The 15446-nt window shown below is 63.3% G+C and carries 19 protein-coding genes; 6 read left to right on the forward strand and 13 right to left on the reverse strand.

Annotated features, from left to right (window positions below; genetic code table 11):
* Positions 1–45: 45 nt before the first annotated feature.
* The 3 genes from AC2TC0_RS02345 to AC2TC0_RS02355 all read left to right on the forward strand — a co-directional run bounded on the left by AC2TC0_RS02345 (position 46) and on the right by AC2TC0_RS02355 (position 3804).
* A complete protein-coding gene (locus AC2TC0_RS02345) occupies positions 46–711 on the forward strand; it encodes a pyrimidine 5'-nucleotidase (RefSeq protein WP_484715880.1) in 666 nt (221 codons plus the stop codon).
* 18 nt (positions 712–729) lie between these two features.
* Positions 730–1572 carry a 2,3,4,5-tetrahydropyridine-2,6-dicarboxylate N-succinyltransferase gene (dapD, locus tag AC2TC0_RS02350; RefSeq protein ID WP_484715881.1) on the forward strand — a complete coding sequence of 281 codons (843 nt, stop codon included), beginning with the start codon at positions 730–732 and terminating at the stop codon, positions 1570–1572.
* Between the two features lie 138 nt (positions 1573–1710).
* Positions 1711–3804 (forward strand): TonB-dependent receptor plug domain-containing protein, encoded by a 2094-nt coding sequence (locus tag AC2TC0_RS02355; protein WP_484715882.1) that lies wholly within the window; start codon positions 1711–1713, stop codon positions 3802–3804.
* Here AC2TC0_RS02355 and gpmA read toward each other — a convergent pair.
* The gene (gene gpmA / locus AC2TC0_RS02360) at positions 3801–4487 is read right to left on the reverse strand and encodes a 2,3-diphosphoglycerate-dependent phosphoglycerate mutase (protein WP_484715883.1); all 687 of its coding nucleotides are present in this window, start codon (positions 4485–4487) and stop codon (positions 3801–3803) included. The two genes, AC2TC0_RS02355 and gpmA, sit on opposite strands and share 4 nt — an antisense overlap.
* A gap of 186 nt (positions 4488–4673) precedes the next feature.
* On the opposite strand from gpmA, the gene AC2TC0_RS02365 reads away from it, so the two are divergent.
* Complete coding sequence (locus AC2TC0_RS02365; protein ID WP_484715884.1) at positions 4674–5135, forward strand: Hsp20 family protein; 462 nt, start codon at positions 4674–4676, stop codon at positions 5133–5135.
* 62 nt (positions 5136–5197) lie between these two features.
* Here the strand turns inward: AC2TC0_RS02365 and AC2TC0_RS02370 are convergent, their stop codons facing one another.
* From AC2TC0_RS02370 to AC2TC0_RS02425, 12 genes are all read right to left on the reverse strand, one after another.
* Positions 5198–5662, reverse strand: coding sequence for a GNAT family N-acetyltransferase (locus tag AC2TC0_RS02370; RefSeq protein ID WP_484715885.1), 465 nt, complete (start codon positions 5660–5662; stop codon positions 5198–5200).
* On the reverse strand, positions 5662–6783 hold the full coding sequence (locus AC2TC0_RS02375; RefSeq protein ID WP_484715886.1) for a M14 family metallopeptidase: 1122 nt from the start codon (positions 6781–6783) through the stop codon (positions 5662–5664). The genes AC2TC0_RS02370 and AC2TC0_RS02375 overlap by 1 nt, the downstream gene beginning before the upstream one ends.
* A 51-nt stretch (positions 6784–6834) precedes the next feature.
* On the reverse strand, positions 6835–7434 hold the full coding sequence (locus AC2TC0_RS02380; protein WP_484715887.1) for a DUF4136 domain-containing protein: 600 nt from the start codon (positions 7432–7434) through the stop codon (positions 6835–6837).
* 72 nt (positions 7435–7506) lie between these two features.
* The gene (locus AC2TC0_RS02385) at positions 7507–8157 is read right to left on the reverse strand and encodes a cell wall hydrolase (RefSeq protein WP_484715888.1); all 651 of its coding nucleotides are present in this window, start codon (positions 8155–8157) and stop codon (positions 7507–7509) included.
* Positions 8158–8351: 194 nt separating this feature from the next.
* Positions 8352–8678, reverse strand: a complete 327-nt coding sequence (locus AC2TC0_RS02390; protein ID WP_484715889.1) for a DUF1491 family protein — start codon at positions 8676–8678, stop codon at positions 8352–8354.
* Positions 8675–9139 carry a PTS sugar transporter subunit IIA gene (locus tag AC2TC0_RS02395; RefSeq protein WP_484715890.1) on the reverse strand — a complete coding sequence of 155 codons (465 nt, stop codon included), beginning with the start codon at positions 9137–9139 and terminating at the stop codon, positions 8675–8677. Before AC2TC0_RS02395 ends, AC2TC0_RS02390 begins: the two co-directional genes overlap by 4 nt.
* Positions 9140–9285: 146 nt before the next feature.
* Positions 9286–9849, reverse strand: coding sequence for a ribosome hibernation-promoting factor, HPF/YfiA family (hpf, locus tag AC2TC0_RS02400; protein ID WP_484715891.1), 564 nt, complete (start codon positions 9847–9849; stop codon positions 9286–9288).
* Between the two features lie 38 nt (positions 9850–9887).
* The gene (gene dnaQ, locus AC2TC0_RS02405; RefSeq protein ID WP_484715892.1) at positions 9888–10583 is read right to left on the reverse strand and encodes a DNA polymerase III subunit epsilon; all 696 of its coding nucleotides are present in this window, start codon (positions 10581–10583) and stop codon (positions 9888–9890) included.
* 22 nt (positions 10584–10605) lie between these two features.
* Entirely contained in the window at positions 10606–11223 is a 618-nt protein-coding gene (gene coaE, locus AC2TC0_RS02410; RefSeq protein ID WP_484715893.1) for a dephospho-CoA kinase, read from the reverse strand.
* The gene (locus tag AC2TC0_RS02415) at positions 11223–12041 is read right to left on the reverse strand and encodes a shikimate dehydrogenase family protein (protein ID WP_484715894.1); all 819 of its coding nucleotides are present in this window, start codon (positions 12039–12041) and stop codon (positions 11223–11225) included. Before AC2TC0_RS02415 ends, coaE begins: the two co-directional genes overlap by 1 nt.
* Positions 12038–12637 (reverse strand): Maf family protein, encoded by a 600-nt coding sequence (locus AC2TC0_RS02420; RefSeq protein WP_484715895.1) that lies wholly within the window; start codon positions 12635–12637, stop codon positions 12038–12040. The genes AC2TC0_RS02415 and AC2TC0_RS02420 overlap by 4 nt, the downstream gene beginning before the upstream one ends.
* Entirely contained in the window at positions 12634–13452 is an 819-nt protein-coding gene (locus AC2TC0_RS02425) for a pyruvate, water dikinase regulatory protein (protein WP_484716460.1), read from the reverse strand. The genes AC2TC0_RS02420 and AC2TC0_RS02425 overlap by 4 nt, the downstream gene beginning before the upstream one ends.
* 329 nt (positions 13453–13781) lie before the next feature.
* On the opposite strand from AC2TC0_RS02425, the gene hemE reads away from it, so the two are divergent.
* Both hemE and AC2TC0_RS02435 read left to right on the forward strand, forming a co-directional pair.
* Complete coding sequence (gene hemE, locus AC2TC0_RS02430; RefSeq protein WP_484715896.1) at positions 13782–14804, forward strand: uroporphyrinogen decarboxylase; 1023 nt, start codon at positions 13782–13784, stop codon at positions 14802–14804.
* 16 nt (positions 14805–14820) lie between these two features.
* Positions 14821–15261, forward strand: coding sequence for a CopD family protein (locus AC2TC0_RS02435; protein ID WP_484716461.1), 441 nt, complete (start codon positions 14821–14823; stop codon positions 15259–15261).
* Positions 15262–15446: the final 185 nt, after the last annotated feature.

Below are 15446 nucleotides of genomic sequence, written 5' to 3' on the forward strand. Positions count from 1 at the left end.
GCCATCGTCCTTGCCGGGCAAGCAGCGTGCGGTTAGGCAAATCGCATGACTGCTGAGCTGCTCGCCCGCATTGACACCTGGATCTTCGATCTCGACAACACGCTCTATCCGCCATCATCGCGGCTGTTTGACTTAATCGACGAGCGGATGGGCGCGTATATCGCGCGTTTGCTGAATTGCGACACCGCCGAGGCGCGGCGCGTACAGAAGCAGTTTTTCCATGATCACGGGACAACGCTTGCCGGACTAATGCACCATCATGGTGTCGAACCGGAGGAGTTTCTGATCGATGTGCACCGGATCGAGCTGGACCGGTTGGCGCCGTGCGCGCGGTTGGCGGATCGGATCGCGGCTTTACCCGGCCGCCGCCTGATCTTTACCAACGCCAACGCCGACTATGCCGAGCGCGTGCTCGCCGCGCGCGGGCTTGGTGGTCTGTTCGAGGACATCTGCGACATTCGGGCGACCGGCTATGTCCCCAAGCCGCAACCAGCGGCCTATCAGCATTTGCTCGCCGCGCATCGTATCGACCCTGCGCGCAGCCTGTTTGTGGAAGATATGGCGCGCAACCTGAGCCCGGCCAAGGTGCTGGGGATGACCACCCTGTGGCTGGACAATGGCGCCGAAAGCGGTCATCGCGACCTGAACCCAGCGCATATTGATTACCGCGCCAGCGATCTGGCGGACTGGCTCGACACGCTGTTTGCCTGACGCGAAAAAGGGGCCGCCATGACCACCGACCTGCAATCCACCATTGATACCGCTTGGGACGCGCGCGACACGCTGACCGTTACGACGCAAGGGTCCGTGCGCGATGCGGTTGAGGCGGCGCTCGCGGGGCTGGATAACGGCAGCCTCCGCGTGGCGGAGCGCGATGCGGCTGGGTCGTGGCAGGTGCACCAGTGGCTGAAGAAAGCGGTGCTGCTGTCGTTCCGCCTGAATGATATGGAATTGATTCCAGGCGGTCCCGGCGGCGCGCACTGGTGGGACAAAGTGCCTTCGAAATTTGCTGGCTGGACCGCCGATCGCTTTCAAGCCGCCGGATTCCGTGCCGTTCCGGGCAGCATCGTGCGGCGCGGCGCGCATATCGCCAAGGGCGCGGTGCTGATGCCCAGTTTCGTCAACATCGGCGCGCGCGTCGGCGAAGGTACGATGGTTGATACCTGGGCCACGGTCGGCAGCTGCGCGCAAATCGGTGCCCATGTCCATCTGTCGGGCGGGGTCGGGATTGGCGGCGTGCTGGAACCCGTGCAGGCGGGGCCGGTCGTGATCGAAGACGGGGCCTTCATCGGCGCGCGTTCGGAAGTGGTCGAGGGCGTCATCATTCGCGAAGGCGCGGTGCTGTCGATGGGCGTTTATCTGGGCGCATCGACCAAGATTGTCGATCGGGCGACTGGCAAGGTGCATATCGGCGAGGTTCCGCCCTATGCCGTGGTGGTGCCCGGCGCGATGCCAGGCAAGCCGCTGCCCGACGGATCGCCCGGCCCGTCGCTCTATTGCGCGGTCATCGTCAAACAGGTCGACGCGCAAACCCGCGCCAAGACGGGCATCAACGAACTGCTGCGCGACTGATCGCAGCCTGGCCCCGGTCCGCGGACTACACTTGTCATTGGTCGATGCGCAGGGGCCGCTGGTAGCAGCAAAGTTTCCAATCTTGCCGCGCTGCGCCAGCAGCCGCCCCAGCCGGGGGTGGCTGAGGGGAGGATAATTTTGCGTATCATTCACGGCCTGTCGCTGGCAGCGATGTCAGCGGCGCTGGTGGCGGGTCCCGCCACTGCCCAGACCGCGCCGCCGCCTGCGCTGCCCGAAGCGGCAGCCGACACGGCCCCGGCCAGCGGCCAGCGCTATACCCCCGCCGATTTCGCCCGCTTTGCCCCGCGCACCGCGCTCGACATGGTCGATCAGCTGCCCGGCTTTGCCATCATCGCCAACGCCGGCGGCAATACCCGCGGGCTGGGCGCAGCGCGCGAAAACATCCTGATCAACGGCGAACGCATTGCCGACAAATCGACCGACGCGCGCACCGCGCTGGCGCGTATCAACGCTGCATCGGTGCTTCACATCGACGTCGTTGATGGGGCCAGCCTGAATGTTCCCGGCCTGACCGGGCAGGTGGCCAACATCGTGCTGCAAGGCGGTGCCAGCCGCAAATTCACCACCACGCTGCGCTGGACGCCCGAGGCCCGCCCGCGGCTGCCCAACAATTGGTTGTGGGGCGAAGTTTCAACCACCGGCCCGATCGGCGGCAGTACGGTTACCATCAGCCTGTCGAACGAGGCCAACCGGCAAGGGCATTGGGGACCCGAGCAGGTGTTCGATGGCAATGGCGATTTGCTGTATGTGCGCGACGAATTCGGGCGCTATTTCGGTGATCGTCCGCGCCTTGCCGTCGCGCTGGCGCGCACCGCGGCGAACGGCAACAAGCTCAACCTCAACCTCGCCGGCCAGCTCGTCGATATCCGCAACAGCGTGACCGGCACGTCCATTCAGCCGGGTATCGGACAGGTCGACGAATTGTTTCGGCAGACCGAAGACGAATGGAACGCCAATATTGGCGGCGATTATGAATTCAGCCTTGGCACGGGGCGGCTCAAGCTGATCGGCCAGCACCGGATGGAACATAGCCCGGTGATCAGCAGTTTTACGGTGACGCCAGAAGCATCGCCCGCCACAGGGTCGCGCTTCCGCCAGACTGCCGATGAAAGCGAATCCATCCTGCGCGGCGAATATGGCTGGCGCACCGGCGGCGGAACCGATTGGCAAGTGGCACTCGAGGGGGCGTATAATCTGCTTGATGTCGAGGCCGAGCTTGCCCTGTTGCAGCCGACCGGTAGCTATTTGCCCGTCACTTTTGGCGGCGAGCGCACCAAGGTCGACGAAAAACGGGCCGAGCTGTCGCTGACCTGGGGTCGCGCGCTGGCCAGCAATCTGACTGCGCAGCTTAACTTGGGTGCCGAGTATAGCCAGCTCGCCTCGTCGGGACCCGGCGGGCTGACCCGCAGCTTTATTCGCCCGAAAGGCCGGCTGGCGCTGGCATGGAAACCGGGCGCCAAAACCACCGTCAATTATGTGCTGCAACGCCGCGTTGATCAGCTCAACTTCTTTGACTTTGCCAGCAGCGTCGATGTTGCCAACAACAATGGCAACGGCGGCAACGGGTTGCTGGTGCCGCCGATCGTCAACCGGACCGAGCTGGAGGTTGTCCGCGATCTTGGGGCGTGGGGCAATGTCTCGGTCGCGGTCGCCTATGCGCTCGCGCAGGATCTGGTCGACCAGGTGCCATTGTCGCCGACGACCGAGGGGCGCGGCAACCTGCCCAATGCGCACCTTTACCGCCTGTCGTCGCGCGCGACGTTGCAACTTGACCCCATCGGGCTGGCCGGCGTGCGCATCAACAGCGACATCACACTGCGCCGCAACCGTGTGCGCGATCCGCTCACTGGGGGCTGGCGCAACCAGAGCTACGGACAGGAATATGTCGTCGATCTTGGCCTGCGCCACGATGTGAAGGGCACGCCGTTCGCGTGGGGCGCGAATTTCTTTGACGAACGTTATAGCCCCGAATTGCGACTCGACGAGATCAACAATGAATTCACGGCGGGGCCCTTTGTTACCGCCTTTGTCGAGCACAAGAATGTCGGCGGTTTCACCGTGCGGGCCGAAATGCGCAACATCGCCAAGATGGAGGATGCGCTGGACCGCACCATTTATGTCGATCGCCGCGATGGACCAGTGGCGGGTTTTGAAAGCCGCCGCCGCGGCTTTGGCCATTTGTTCAAGCTGACGGTGACGGGGACGCTTTAGCGTTCGGCGAGATAGTAACGCTCGCGCGCGTTCAGGTTTTCATCCAGGTCATAGATGATCGGCTGCCCCGTCGGGATTTCAAGCCCGGTAATGTCGGCATCCGAAATGCCCGAAAGATGTTTTACCAGCGCGCGCAGGCTGTTGCCGTGCGCTGCGACGAGCACAACCTTGCCCGCCGCCAGCTGCGGCACAATCGTGCTTTCATAATAGGGCAGCACGCGCACGATGGTGTCTTTAAGGCTTTCGGTTTGCGGGATGGCGATGCCGGCGTAGCGCGGGTCGGCGGCGAGGTCATAAGCCGAGCCGGGTTCGAGCACCGGCGGCGGGATGTCGAAACTGCGCCGCCAGATTTTTACCTGCTCGTCGCCGTGCTTCGCGGCTGTCTCGGCCTTGTCGAGCCCGGTCAGGCCGCCATAATGACGCTCATTAAGGCGCCAGTCCTTGATCTCGGGAATCCACAGCCGTCCCATGGCTTCGAGTGCCAGGTGCAGCGTCTGGATCGCGCGCGTCTGGACGCTGGTGAAGGCAACATCGGGCAGCACCCCCTTGGCCGCCATCAGCGCACCCGCCGCGCGCGCCTCTTCAGCCCCCTTTTCGGTCACAAGGACATCCCACCAGCCGGTGAAGCGGTTTTCCAGATTCCATTGTGACTGGCCGTGGCGCAGCAGGATGAGGGTGGGCATCGAAAGGCCTTTCGTTGGGCAAGTTCGCCCTCGCCGTAGCGATGCCGGAGCGGTCGGCCAACCCCCTTGAACCGCCGCTGCGCCTTCCTAAATCATCGCCGTCCGGTTGCCAGCATGGGACCGGATGCCGCCGTGGCCATATGGCACGGCGCGCGCATGTTTCGCTTCAACAGAAGGAATATCATTATGCGTAATCTTGACTGGACCCCCTATCGCCGTAGCACCGTCGGTTTTGACCGCCTGTTCGAATTCCTGGAGAACAGCAGCACGGCTGCAGAGAATTATCCGCCTTTCGACATCGAGCGCACGGGTGATGACCAGTATCGCATCACCATCGCGGTCGCCGGGTTCAAGCGCGAGGAAATCGAAATCACTGCGCATCAGAATTCGCTGACCGTCGCTGCACGCAAGGCACCGGTCGCCGAGGGCGAGACCCCGCGCAACCTGCTCTACAGCGGCATTGCGACGCGCGCGTTCGAGCGTCGTTTCCAACTGGCCGACTTTGTGCGGGTGAGCGGCGCCGACCTAGCCGACGGCCTGCTCACCATCGAACTGGTGCGCGAAGTGCCGGAGGCGATGAAGCCGCACAAGATCAACATCGGCGGCGAACCGACCCCGCTGATTGAAGGGAAAAAGAAGGCTGCTTGATTTGTAGCTGGCCGAAAGGGGGCGCGGCACTTGCGGGTGCCGCGCCCATTTTTGCGGGTGCGCTACAAGGCCAGCGTCATGAACCGGCTGAAGGGATCTTCCCCATAATCAGCGAAGGGCGGGCAAGGCGAAAAGCCGGCGCGCGTATAAAGGCGCACTGCATCATCGAAAGCAGGCGCGGTACCGGTTTCCAGACTGAGGCGACTCAGGCCCAGATTTTGCGCCGTGACGATGATGTGGCGGAGCATGGCATGCCCCGCACCTCGGCCCCGGTAATCATCGTGAACCCGCATGGATTTGACTTCACCATGGGTCGCATCAATGCGTTTGAGCGCACCACAACCTGCGAGCGTGTCGCCATCCCAGATCGACCAGAAAGTCACATCAGGCCTGCGCAATCCGGAAAAGTCGAGGAAATGGCAGCTTTCTTCGGGGGAATTTGCAAGCATCCCGGCAAAATGCTGTTCCAGCAGCGCGCGCACAGGAGCGCCAGACAGATCATCTTCGACAATGATCCATTGGGACATCAGATCATTTCCGCCAGTGTGTCGATGCAGGCGTGGGCCAGCAATTTGCAGCGTTCGGGAGACCAGCCCGCCACCGGATCGGGCAGGTCCTGATTGTCCTTGAAGGGCATTTCCAGCGTCATCGCGATCGCACCGAATCGTTCGGCGAGTTGCGTTGTCGACATGGAAAGATTGGCCTGTCCCGGCGCGCTTTCGACATAGCCCAATGCCGTCTGAAAATCGGGAGTACGCTGCGCCAGCCGGTCGCGATAGGCGCGGAAGGTTTCAATCTGGCCCGGGCGCATCGACGGAATACCTTCGAATCCGGCGAGGAACACGGCCGGAATGGCTTCGTCGCCGTGCACATCCATCGCCCAATCGACCCCAGTTTCATCCATGCGGTTTCGCACGCACAGGACCTCGGGGCTACGTTGGGCAGAGGGTTCGTGCCATTCGCGGTTGAGGTTCACGCCCGCAAAATTGGTGCGCAAATGGCCACGCCGCGACCCATCAGGGTTCATGTTTGGGACGATGTGCAGCGTCGCTTTTTGGCGCAACAGCCGCGCCTGCGGGTCGTGCGGGTCAGTGAGCTTTTCGAGCGCGCCTTCCATCCACCATTCGGCCATTGATTCGCCCGGATGCTGGCGTGCATATAGCCACAGCTGCTTCGGCCCATCACCCATCGTCAGATAGTCGATCGGCTGCCCCTCCAGACTGGTGCCAAGGCAGCGATAAGCGACCCCGTCGCACGCAGCGACCGAGGCGATCAGATCATGGTGCCGTTCCATCGAATAGGGCGCATAATAGGCGACCCACAGGATCGGCGTCGCGGCACTGTGGCGGATGATCAGCGTGCCGCCACCCAGCCTGGCGTCGTAGCTGGTGTCAGCGCGGGTCCAATTTTCGCGGTCCTCGCTGATACAAGCCGCATAGCCCGGCCAACCATCGGGATAGGCGGCGCTGGCGAGGCCGGTGATGGCAAGTTCAAGATCATCGCCGACCGCGCAATCGACGCGAAAATGGAACCATTGGAAAAATTCGGATTCGCGGTCCTTGCGGATCGACAGCCGCGCGCGCGTGCCCGCCAGTTCGTCCACGATAATGTTGCCGCTGTCGAAGGCAGCGTTGATGCCGATGGTCATGCGTATGAAAATCCCCTGAGCGCGCGAGCGCGGCGCGCCCTGCCAATGTGATCAGGGGACGCTGATAGTCGTTCCCGATTCGCCGGGGAAGCCCCCGAACAAGGCATCGGCCAGTTTTGCCGCTGCCAGCGACGGCTGGGCGCCTGGCGCCTTGGCCGGAATCGCCGTGGCGGAGCGGCCTTCCCACAGCGCAGTTCCGGTTGCCGTGTCATCGATGCGCACGCCGAGGGTCAGATCAACCCAGCGCCGCGGTCCACCGCCGAGGTTGAAGCCCAGCCCCACGCCTACGCCCGAACCATAGCTGCCCGTACTGCCGCCCACCCCGACGCTGACCGGCGATGCGCCGTCGCCGCGCCGTTCATTGCGAGCGATCGAGATGCGGATGGTCAATGGCGCGGGCGCGCCTGTCGCGGCTGGAACAAAGCCCAACTGGCGCAGCTCGGTATCGACGGCGGTGCGATAAGTCAGGGTTTCGCCGACCATCGCTGGCGCATCGGCAAAGCGATAGGCCGTGCCGGGGGCCAGACTGGCAAGGGCGGGGGTATGGAAGCGCGTTACCTCTACCGGCGGCACGGCGGTGGCACAGCCCATCAGCAGCATCAGTGGGACGGTAAGTGCGATCGTGCGCAAATGCGAAAGGCGGCGAGACATTGGCGCACCATGCGCCAGCCCCGCCGCCTTGGCAATCATTGACCCGTCGTGCGGCCGATACGCCGCCGCGGATCAGCGATAAAAGATATGATTGTCGATCTGCGCGACGCGCGGACGGTTCCAGCCCGGCGACACATGGCGCGCGTGAAAGAACAACGCGCCCGGCGCGGCATTCTGCCAACTGCCGTCGCGGGCGATTTGCGCGATGGCAACCGCGTTGCGCCACTGGCGATGCGCGGTGTTGATCGGCGGCATTTGCCCGCCGCGCACGAAGCTGAACTGGCTTTTCTGATAGACCACGCCGCACATTGTTCTCGGAAAGCGGCCCGATTCGGCGCGGTTGATCACCACATGGGCAACCGCCAGCTGGCCGGCCAGCGACTCGCTGCGCGATTCGAAATAAACCGCGCCGGCGAGGCAGTGCAACTCTTCGTCCATGGTTTCGGGCATCGCCGTTGCCGCGACCAGTTCAGCCAACGACGCGGCACGGACGGGCTCAGGGGTTGGAACCGGTTCGGCAACTTCGGCCGCGAGGGCTGGGTCTGCAGGGGTTTCCGGGGAATCAACAGGGTTAACCGGCGCGGTGGGCTGCGGGGCAAGCACCACCGGAGCAACCGAGGCGGCGGCCAGATCGCTGGCCTGACCGGGTTCGGTCAACGCCAACATGGCGGTGGCAGTCAAGGCGACCGCCGCCAGGCTGGCAACGTTCAAAATGCGACTCATTCAATCCGTCAACAAATGCGGCCGAAGGTCCGTGTCCGTGGCAGGAAAGTGCTGAAAGATCAGCGGCCCGGGCGGATTTCGTCCGTCTGCGTGTCCACTTTCGTCAACATCGTACCGTCCGTTCCGGACCGGCAACGATGCAAAGCGACCTCCGCGATTTCGTGCGGCGCCTATCTTTGTGCAGCGCACAAAAGTCAAGCCCCGTGCGTCAACTCCGCGACGAACTGTGGCGCATCCGGGATATCCAGTTCGATTAACCATAGGTCCGGATCGGCGCGGCGACGGCGGGCAATATAGGCGTCGCGCTCGGCCGACCCCGCAGCGGATTCGGGCCCGACCGGCTGCCACAAACCGTCAAACAGGCGTTCCAGCAGCGGGCCTTCGGCGCCGCGATCGCGGCACTGGATCAACACCGCGCCGCCATGGTCATCGCCGCGCGCCAGCACAGTCGCAAAGCCTCCGCCAGCGACTGCCGAGCGCAGCAACAAATCAACCAACAGCCGCGCCGGAAGCCGCGTCACGCGGCGTCGCGCGCCTCACCGTCGGCGAGCAGCGCATAAAGCGCCTCGTCACTGCCCGCACCGCGCAGCCGGTCAGCGACAGCTTCATTGCGCAGCATACGCGATGCGCTGGCCAGCGCCTTCAAATGATCGGCCCCGGCATCGAGCGGCGACAAAAGCACGAAAAACAAGTCGACCGGGAGGCCATCGACCGCGGAAAAATCAATTGGCCGCTGCAAGCGCACGAACAGGCCGCGCACCCCGCCCAGCCCTTCAAGCTTGGCGTGCGGCAAAGCTATGCCACGCCCGAAGCCGGTAGACCCCAGCCGTTCGCGTTCGAGCAGGGCTTCTGCCACTTGCCCAGCATCAAGGCCCAGCGTGCGGCTGGCCAGATCGCCGAAATAGGCGAACAGCGCCTTTTTCGAATCAATCGCAACATGCGCACGCACCGAGGCGGGATAGACAAGCGTGTCGAGAGTCATGACGGTTCAGATCGGTCGGCGCAGGCGGCGGGCTACCCGATCGGGGCGGCGGGCCAACTACGCAGGAAACAACAGGCGAGCTGCCTTTTGCGACAGCCCCGGAAAGGCGGGCCGGATAGTCGGCATTGGGACAAAAATCCAGCCCTTTATTGCGGCTCGACCCAGCCGATCGTGCCATCACCGCGGCGATAGACCATATTATGGGTGCCCGACCGGCTGTTTACGAACAGCAGGGCATTGGTATTGCGCAAATCCATCATCATTACCGCGTCGGAAACGCTGGCGGTGGGAATATCGACCCGCGTTTCGGCGATGATCGCCGGCGCCTCGCCAACTTCACCTTCCTCATCACCACCGTCGAAAACGACGTAGGCGGCATTGTCCGGTGCGGGTGCGGGTATTTCGCCAATGCCGCTGCGATCCTTGAGGCGGCGCATATAGCGGCGAAGCTGTTTCTCGATCCGGTCAGCGGCGCCTTCGAATGCCACATGCGCATCCTGCGCCTCGCCATGTCCCTTGAGCACCAGGCCCTGCATGACATGCGCCACAATGTCGCAGGTAAAGCTGTCGTGCGGACCTTTGCCAAAGGTGGCATGCGCGCTGATTGCCCGGGCAAAATATTTCTCGGCGATCGCGTTCATGCGGTTGCCGACATGCGTCTGCAACGCTTCGCCGGTGTCCATTTGATGGCCCGAAACGCGAATCTCCATATTTTTTCTCCTCGGCTTTGCCGGATACCGGCGCTTGATCAGGCGCCGTCGTGCCAGAGCGGCTGCTTTAGCATGGCAACAAATTCGGCATGGCGCGCTTGTTCGAGCGGCGAAGCGGTGTGCGGGCGTGGTTCGCGAAACGGTCGCCGCGCCGGCCTGGCCTCGTTCGGCCCGACCGCCCGATCGCCGCTGCGCAAACCAGCCCCGAGACCCAGACCAATCTGCCGCCCGCCAGTCATTTCGATATAGAGATGCGCGAGCAGTTCGGCGTCGAGCAGGGCCCCGTGCTTCACGCGGTGCGACCGGTCGATGCCATAGCGGACGCACAGCGCGTCAAGACTGTGTTTCGCGCCCGGATGGAGCTTGCGCGCCAATTGGACTGTGCAAATCATCCGGTCGAGGTCGAGGATGCCCAGCCCAACCCGTGCCAACTCGGCATTGACAAAGCCGAAGTCAAAGGCCGCGTTGTGCGCGACCAAAGGGGCGTCGCCCAGAAAGTCGATCAGTTCACCCGCCCGCTCGGAAAAGCGCGGTTTGTCCGACAGAAAGGCCAGCGACAGCCCGTGCACTGCTTCGGCTTCGGTCGGCATGTCGCGTTCAGGATGGAAATAGGCGTGAAAGCTGCGCCCGGTCTCCCGCCGGTCAACCAGTTCGATGCAGCCGATCTCGACCAGTCGGTGCCCGCTCTTGGGATCGAGGCCAGTGGTTTCGGTATCGAAAATAATCTCACGCATCGAACCTGCAATATTCACCCGTTCAGCTTTGGAAACAAGAGACGATAGACTTTATTTGTGCCCGCATCGTCGCTTTGGGCCGCCCGGTGTCGATCAGAAAGTCGGCGCGCGCGCGTTTGACGCGGTCGGGCGTCTGGAGGTGGCGGATCGCGCGCAGCTTAGTGGGGGTCATGCCAGGCCGCGCCAGCACGCGGCGGCGCTGAACCCATTGCGGCGCGCTCACCACCGCAATGGCGCCAACTTTCCGCCAGCCACCTTTTTCGAACAGCAAAGGAATATCGAGCACCACCAATGGTCGCGCGCGATGGCGCAGGAGAAATCGCCGCTGCGCGCGCGCGACCAGCGGGTGGATGATCGCCTCTAGCGCTGCAAGCTCGGCCCGGTTCGCGAGCACCAGCGCCCCCAGTTTGGCCCGATCAACCCCCTGCGTCCCGGTCGTGCCGGGGAACCGCGCCGCAATCGCCGTCACCGCCGCACCGCCGCGCGATTGCAATCGGTGCACTTCGGCATCAGCGTCGAACACCGGCACGCCGTTGGCAGCGAACATCGCCGCAGCCGTCGACTTGCCCATCCCGATCGAACCGGTGAGCCCGAGCAGGAAAGGGCGGCGCAGGCGCGAGGCAGGGCGCGGATAATGCATCAGGCTGCCAGCAAGAGGGCGCGCAGCCGTCCCTCGGGATCGTCGGGCGGCGGCGCACCAAAGAAAAGCTCGAACGCCACCGCCGCCTGCCCGACCAACATTTCGAGCCCGTCGATGGTCTCAAGACCGCGCGCGTGCGCTGCCGCCAACAAGGGCGTTTCAAGCGGGGCATAGACGATGTCATAAACCAGCGCGTCTTTGGGCAGCGGCGCCAGATCAGGCGCGAACACCGGTTGACCCGCCATGCCAAGGCTGCTCGCGTTGACCAACAGCGCGGCCGGCGGCAACGCTGCATCCAACATCAGCGCCTGCCCCTTCAGCCCAAAATGGGCCAGCAAGGCGCTGGCTTTGAGCACGCTTCGGGCCAGGATGGTTACCGGTCCCACACCGATTTGCGCCAGCGCAAACAGCACCGCGCGTGCCGCACCGCCGCTGCCCACCACGACCACCGGCGCACCAGAAAGGTCAGCATCGGAAATGGGAGCATAGAAGCCCGCCGCATCGGTGTTGGTGCAGGCAAGTGCCTCACCCTGGCGGAACAGGGTGTTGGCAGCGCCGATGCTGGCCCGGATATTGCCCGGATCGGCCACCAGATCCAGCACCGCTTGTTTGTGGGGCAGGGTGACGTTGCAGCCGCGCCAAAGCGGGTCATCGCGTCGCGACGCAACATATTCGGCGAGACCGTCGGGTCGCACATGGCAGGCGCGATAGTCGGCCGCGATGCCCAGCTGGCTGAGCCAGAAATTATGGATGAGGGGCGATTTGGAATGGGCGATGGGATCGCCGATGACTTCGGCAAAGGGCCGCGCGCTGGTCATGATGCGATCTCCCCGCGCTCGCGCAGCCAGCCAAGCAGCGGCAGCAACGGCAGCCCGATGATCGTCCAACGGTCGCCTTCGGTTCGCGCGAACAGTTGCGCGCCCGCGCCTTCGATTTCGTAGCAGCCGACCGTCCAGCGAATGCGCTCCCAGTGCTGCGCAACATAGGCGGCAATGAAGGTCTGGCTCAACGCGCGTACCCACAGCTGCGCCTCGCCAATGTGCCGCCACTGGGGCACGCCATTTTCCGCAACGACCACTGCACTGAGCAAGCGGTGGCGCTGGCCCGACAGGCGCGCGAGTTGAGCCTCGGCTTCGGCAGGCGTTGCCGGTTTGGCTAGAATACTACCGTCGTCGAGCGCGAGTAACTGATCGGCGCCGATCACCAGTTGGCCGGGCCGCCGGGCCGACAATTTGAGCGCCTTTGCCTCCGCCAGTGCGTCGGCGATTTGCCGCGGAGACTGCCCTTCGGCGAGCAAGGCATCGGTCAGCGCAGCCTCGTCAAGCGAGGCCGCTTCGACCGCGAAATCAAGCCCCGCATCGCGCAGCATTTGCGCGCGCCCAGTGCTTTGCGAGGCAAGCAGCAAGCGTGTCATGCGCTGGAACCCGCCCGGTCTTCGGCTAGCTTGATAATCGCCGCCGCGGTTTCCTCGATGGACCGGCGGGTCACGTCGATGACCGGCCAGCCATTGTCGGCGAACATCCGCCGCGCAAAGGCCAGCTCGGCCTTCACTGCAGCCTCTTCGACATAGGCGGTTTCGGGGGCCTGGTTAAGCGACAACAGGCGGTTGCGCCGTACCTGGACAAGGCGATCCACACCCGTCGTCAGTCCGACGACCAGCGGACGTTCAAGCCGGAACAGCGCCGGTGGCGGCGGCGATTCAGGAACGATCGGAATGTTCGCGGTCTTGAAACCGCGGTTGGCAAGATAAATGCTGGTTGGCGTCTTCGACGTGCGCGACACGCCAGCAAGAATGATGTCGGCTTCCTCCCAATCTTCCCAGGCAATTCCGTCGTCATGCGCGACAGTGAACTGGATCGCCTCGACGCGCGCGAAATAAGCAGCGTCGAGTTGGTGCTGACGACCGGGGCGCGCCTTTGCCTTCTGGCCCAGCATCCGTGACAGCGCGTCGGTGACCGCGTCGAGCACCGCCACGGCGGGAAGGTCAAGCGCAGCGGTCCGGCGTTCAAGACTGGCTCGCAAATCAAGGTTGACCAGCGTGAACAGGATCAACCCGGGGCTTGCCTTCACTTCGGCCATAATCCGGTCGAGATGCGCTTCGGAGCGCACCATTGGCCAGAAATGGCGCACCACTTCGACATCATCGAATTGCGCAATCGCGGCCTTCGCCAGATTTTCAAGCGTTTCGCCGGTGGAATCGGATATGAGATGAACGTGCAAGCGCATGATACGCCCCGTCTTTGCCCGCGCCGGACGCGCTGGCAAGCACCTTTGCGGGTGGGGGCAAGCTGGCGGGCAAAGCTGTGGATAGGTCAGGCATGGCACAATCCTCCACCGCCGCACCGATTCCCCGCGCAGCTTTTTCCACAGCCAGGCGGAATCATCCCCGGCATGTGGATAAGTTTGCAGCAATCCTTCGACTCGCGAAGCTTGCTTCCGCACGCCAGAGTCAAGTTGTTGGCAAAGGCGGGGTCGCGCGCTAAATCCCCGCTGGCGCGGCCCCCAACTATCCACCACAAGGACATTATAATGATATTGGAAATAGGGGAACGGAGCGCGTGACGGAAAAGAGCTTGTTGGCGGTGCTCAAGGGTGAGCGCCGCGATCCACCCCCTGTATGGCTGATGCGTCAGGCAGGGCGCTATTTGCCCGAGTATCGCGAACTGCGTGCGCAGAAAGGCGGTTTCCTCGAGCTATGCTATGATCCCGAGGCGGCAACCGAGGTGACGTTGCAGCCGATCCGCCGGTTCGGGTTTGATGGTGCCATCCTGTTTTCCGACATTTTGGTCATCCCCCACGCGTTGGGGCAGGATTTGTGGTTCGAAGCGGGTGAAGGACCGCGGCTGGCCCCGCCGTTGGCTCAAGCAGCATTGTCGGACCTGACCGCGGTGCCCGAGCGGCTCGCCCCGGTGATTGAAACCGTGCGGCGCGTTGCGGCGGCCCTGCCGCCCAGCACGACTTTTCTGGGTTTCGCGGGCAGCCCGTGGACCGTGGCGACCTATATGGTGGCCGGTCAGGGATCGAAGGACCAGGGCGCGGCGCGAACTATGGCCTATCAAGATCCGGCGCATTTCGGCGCGATCATTGATGCGATTGTCGATGCCACCGTTGACTATCTTTCGGCGCAAATCGGTGCCGGGGTCGATGCGGTGCAATTGTTTGAAAGCTGGGCGGGGACGCTGAGCCCGGCCCAGTTCGAACGCTGGGTCATTGCGCCCAATGCTGAAATTGTCCGGCGTTTGCGGGCGCGGCATCCCGATACGCCGATCATCGGTTTTCCCAAAGGCGCGGGCGGCAAGCTCGTTGCCTACGCCCGCGAAACCGGTGTTGATGCCGTGGGAATTGACGAAACCGTCGATCCGGTCTGGGCTCACCAGGCGCTGCCCAAGGATTTGCCAGTGCAGGGCAACCTTGATCCTCTTGCCTTACTGGCGGGCGGCGCTGCGCTCGATTCTGCTATTGATGCCATCGTGCAGGGGTTTGTCGGCCGTCCGCATATCTTCAATCTGGGCCATGGTATCACGCCGGAGGTGCCGGTGGCGCATGTTGAAGCGTTGCTGGCCCGGCTGCGCGGGGGTTGAGGCCATGGATGCGCTGATCGGCTTTATGGGGGCAGCGCAGCCATGGGTGAAGGCGGCGCATGTCATCTTTGTGATTTTCTGGATGGCCGGATTGTTCATGCAGCCGCGTTTTTTTGTTTATCACCACCAATGCGCGGTGGGATCAGACGAAGATGCGAAATGGATTGAGCGCGAGGACCGGCTGCGGCGGATCATATTAAACCCGGCAATGATCATTGTCTGGGGGTTGGGGCTGCTGCTGGCGTTCAACGGTGGCTATTGGTCGCAGGGCTGGTTTCATGGCAAATTGCTGATCGTGCTGGCGCTCAGCGGCTATCATGGCTGGATGTCAGGCTATTTCAAAAAACTCCGCGCGGGGGAACGCCCGCTGAGCGAAAAAGCCCTTCGATTGCTCAACGAGGTGCCGGGTGTTGCGGCCGCCGTCGCCGTTGTTCTGGCGGTAGTGCGTCCTTTTTAACGGCGGCTTGATTGACTTGGGTGGGCGGCGCGCCTAAATTAGCGACAAGCAATCGGCTTGGCGCGCGGTCCTCGCGCGACCGGGATCGGTAACGGCGATTTTGGCGCCCCCGATGGTCCCAACCTCCTCCAGCGCCGCTGTGGCGGCATTTCCACTTTCATTTTCCCACTTTGGAAAACATCATA

The sequence above is a fragment of the Sphingopyxis sp. sgz302558 genome, assembly GCF_057220455.1.

Coding starts and splice junctions, on each gene's coding strand:
- AC2TC0_RS02375 (WP_484715886.1), bottom strand. CDS start 6,783: ATGACCATCGGCATCAACGCTGCCTTCGACAGCGGCAACATTATCGTG.
- gpmA (WP_484715883.1), bottom strand. CDS start 4,487: ATGCCCACCCTCATCCTGCTGCGCCACGGCCAGTCACAATGGAATCTG.
- AC2TC0_RS02415 (WP_484715894.1), bottom strand. CDS start 12,041: ATGACCAGCGCGCGGCCCTTTGCCGAAGTCATCGGCGATCCCATCGCC.
- coaE (WP_484715893.1), bottom strand. CDS start 11,223: ATGCATTATCCGCGCCCTGCCTCGCGCCTGCGCCGCCCTTTCCTGCTC.
- dnaQ (WP_484715892.1), bottom strand. CDS start 10,583: ATGCGTGAGATTATTTTCGATACCGAAACCACTGGCCTCGATCCCAAG.
- dapD (WP_484715881.1), top strand. CDS start 730: ATGACCACCGACCTGCAATCCACCATTGATACCGCTTGGGACGCGCGC.
- AC2TC0_RS02420 (WP_484715895.1), bottom strand. CDS start 12,637: ATGACACGCTTGCTGCTTGCCTCGCAAAGCACTGGGCGCGCGCAAATG.
- AC2TC0_RS02395 (WP_484715890.1), bottom strand. CDS start 9,139: ATGACTCTCGACACGCTTGTCTATCCCGCCTCGGTGCGTGCGCATGTT.
- AC2TC0_RS02365 (WP_484715884.1), top strand. CDS start 4,674: ATGCGTAATCTTGACTGGACCCCCTATCGCCGTAGCACCGTCGGTTTT.
- AC2TC0_RS02345 (WP_484715880.1), top strand. CDS start 46: ATGACTGCTGAGCTGCTCGCCCGCATTGACACCTGGATCTTCGATCTC.
- hpf (WP_484715891.1), bottom strand. CDS start 9,849: ATGGAGATTCGCGTTTCGGGCCATCAAATGGACACCGGCGAAGCGTTG.
- AC2TC0_RS02385 (WP_484715888.1), bottom strand. CDS start 8,157: ATGAGTCGCATTTTGAACGTTGCCAGCCTGGCGGCGGTCGCCTTGACT.
- AC2TC0_RS02380 (WP_484715887.1), bottom strand. CDS start 7,434: ATGTCTCGCCGCCTTTCGCATTTGCGCACGATCGCACTTACCGTCCCA.
- AC2TC0_RS02370 (WP_484715885.1), bottom strand. CDS start 5,662: ATGTCCCAATGGATCATTGTCGAAGATGATCTGTCTGGCGCTCCTGTG.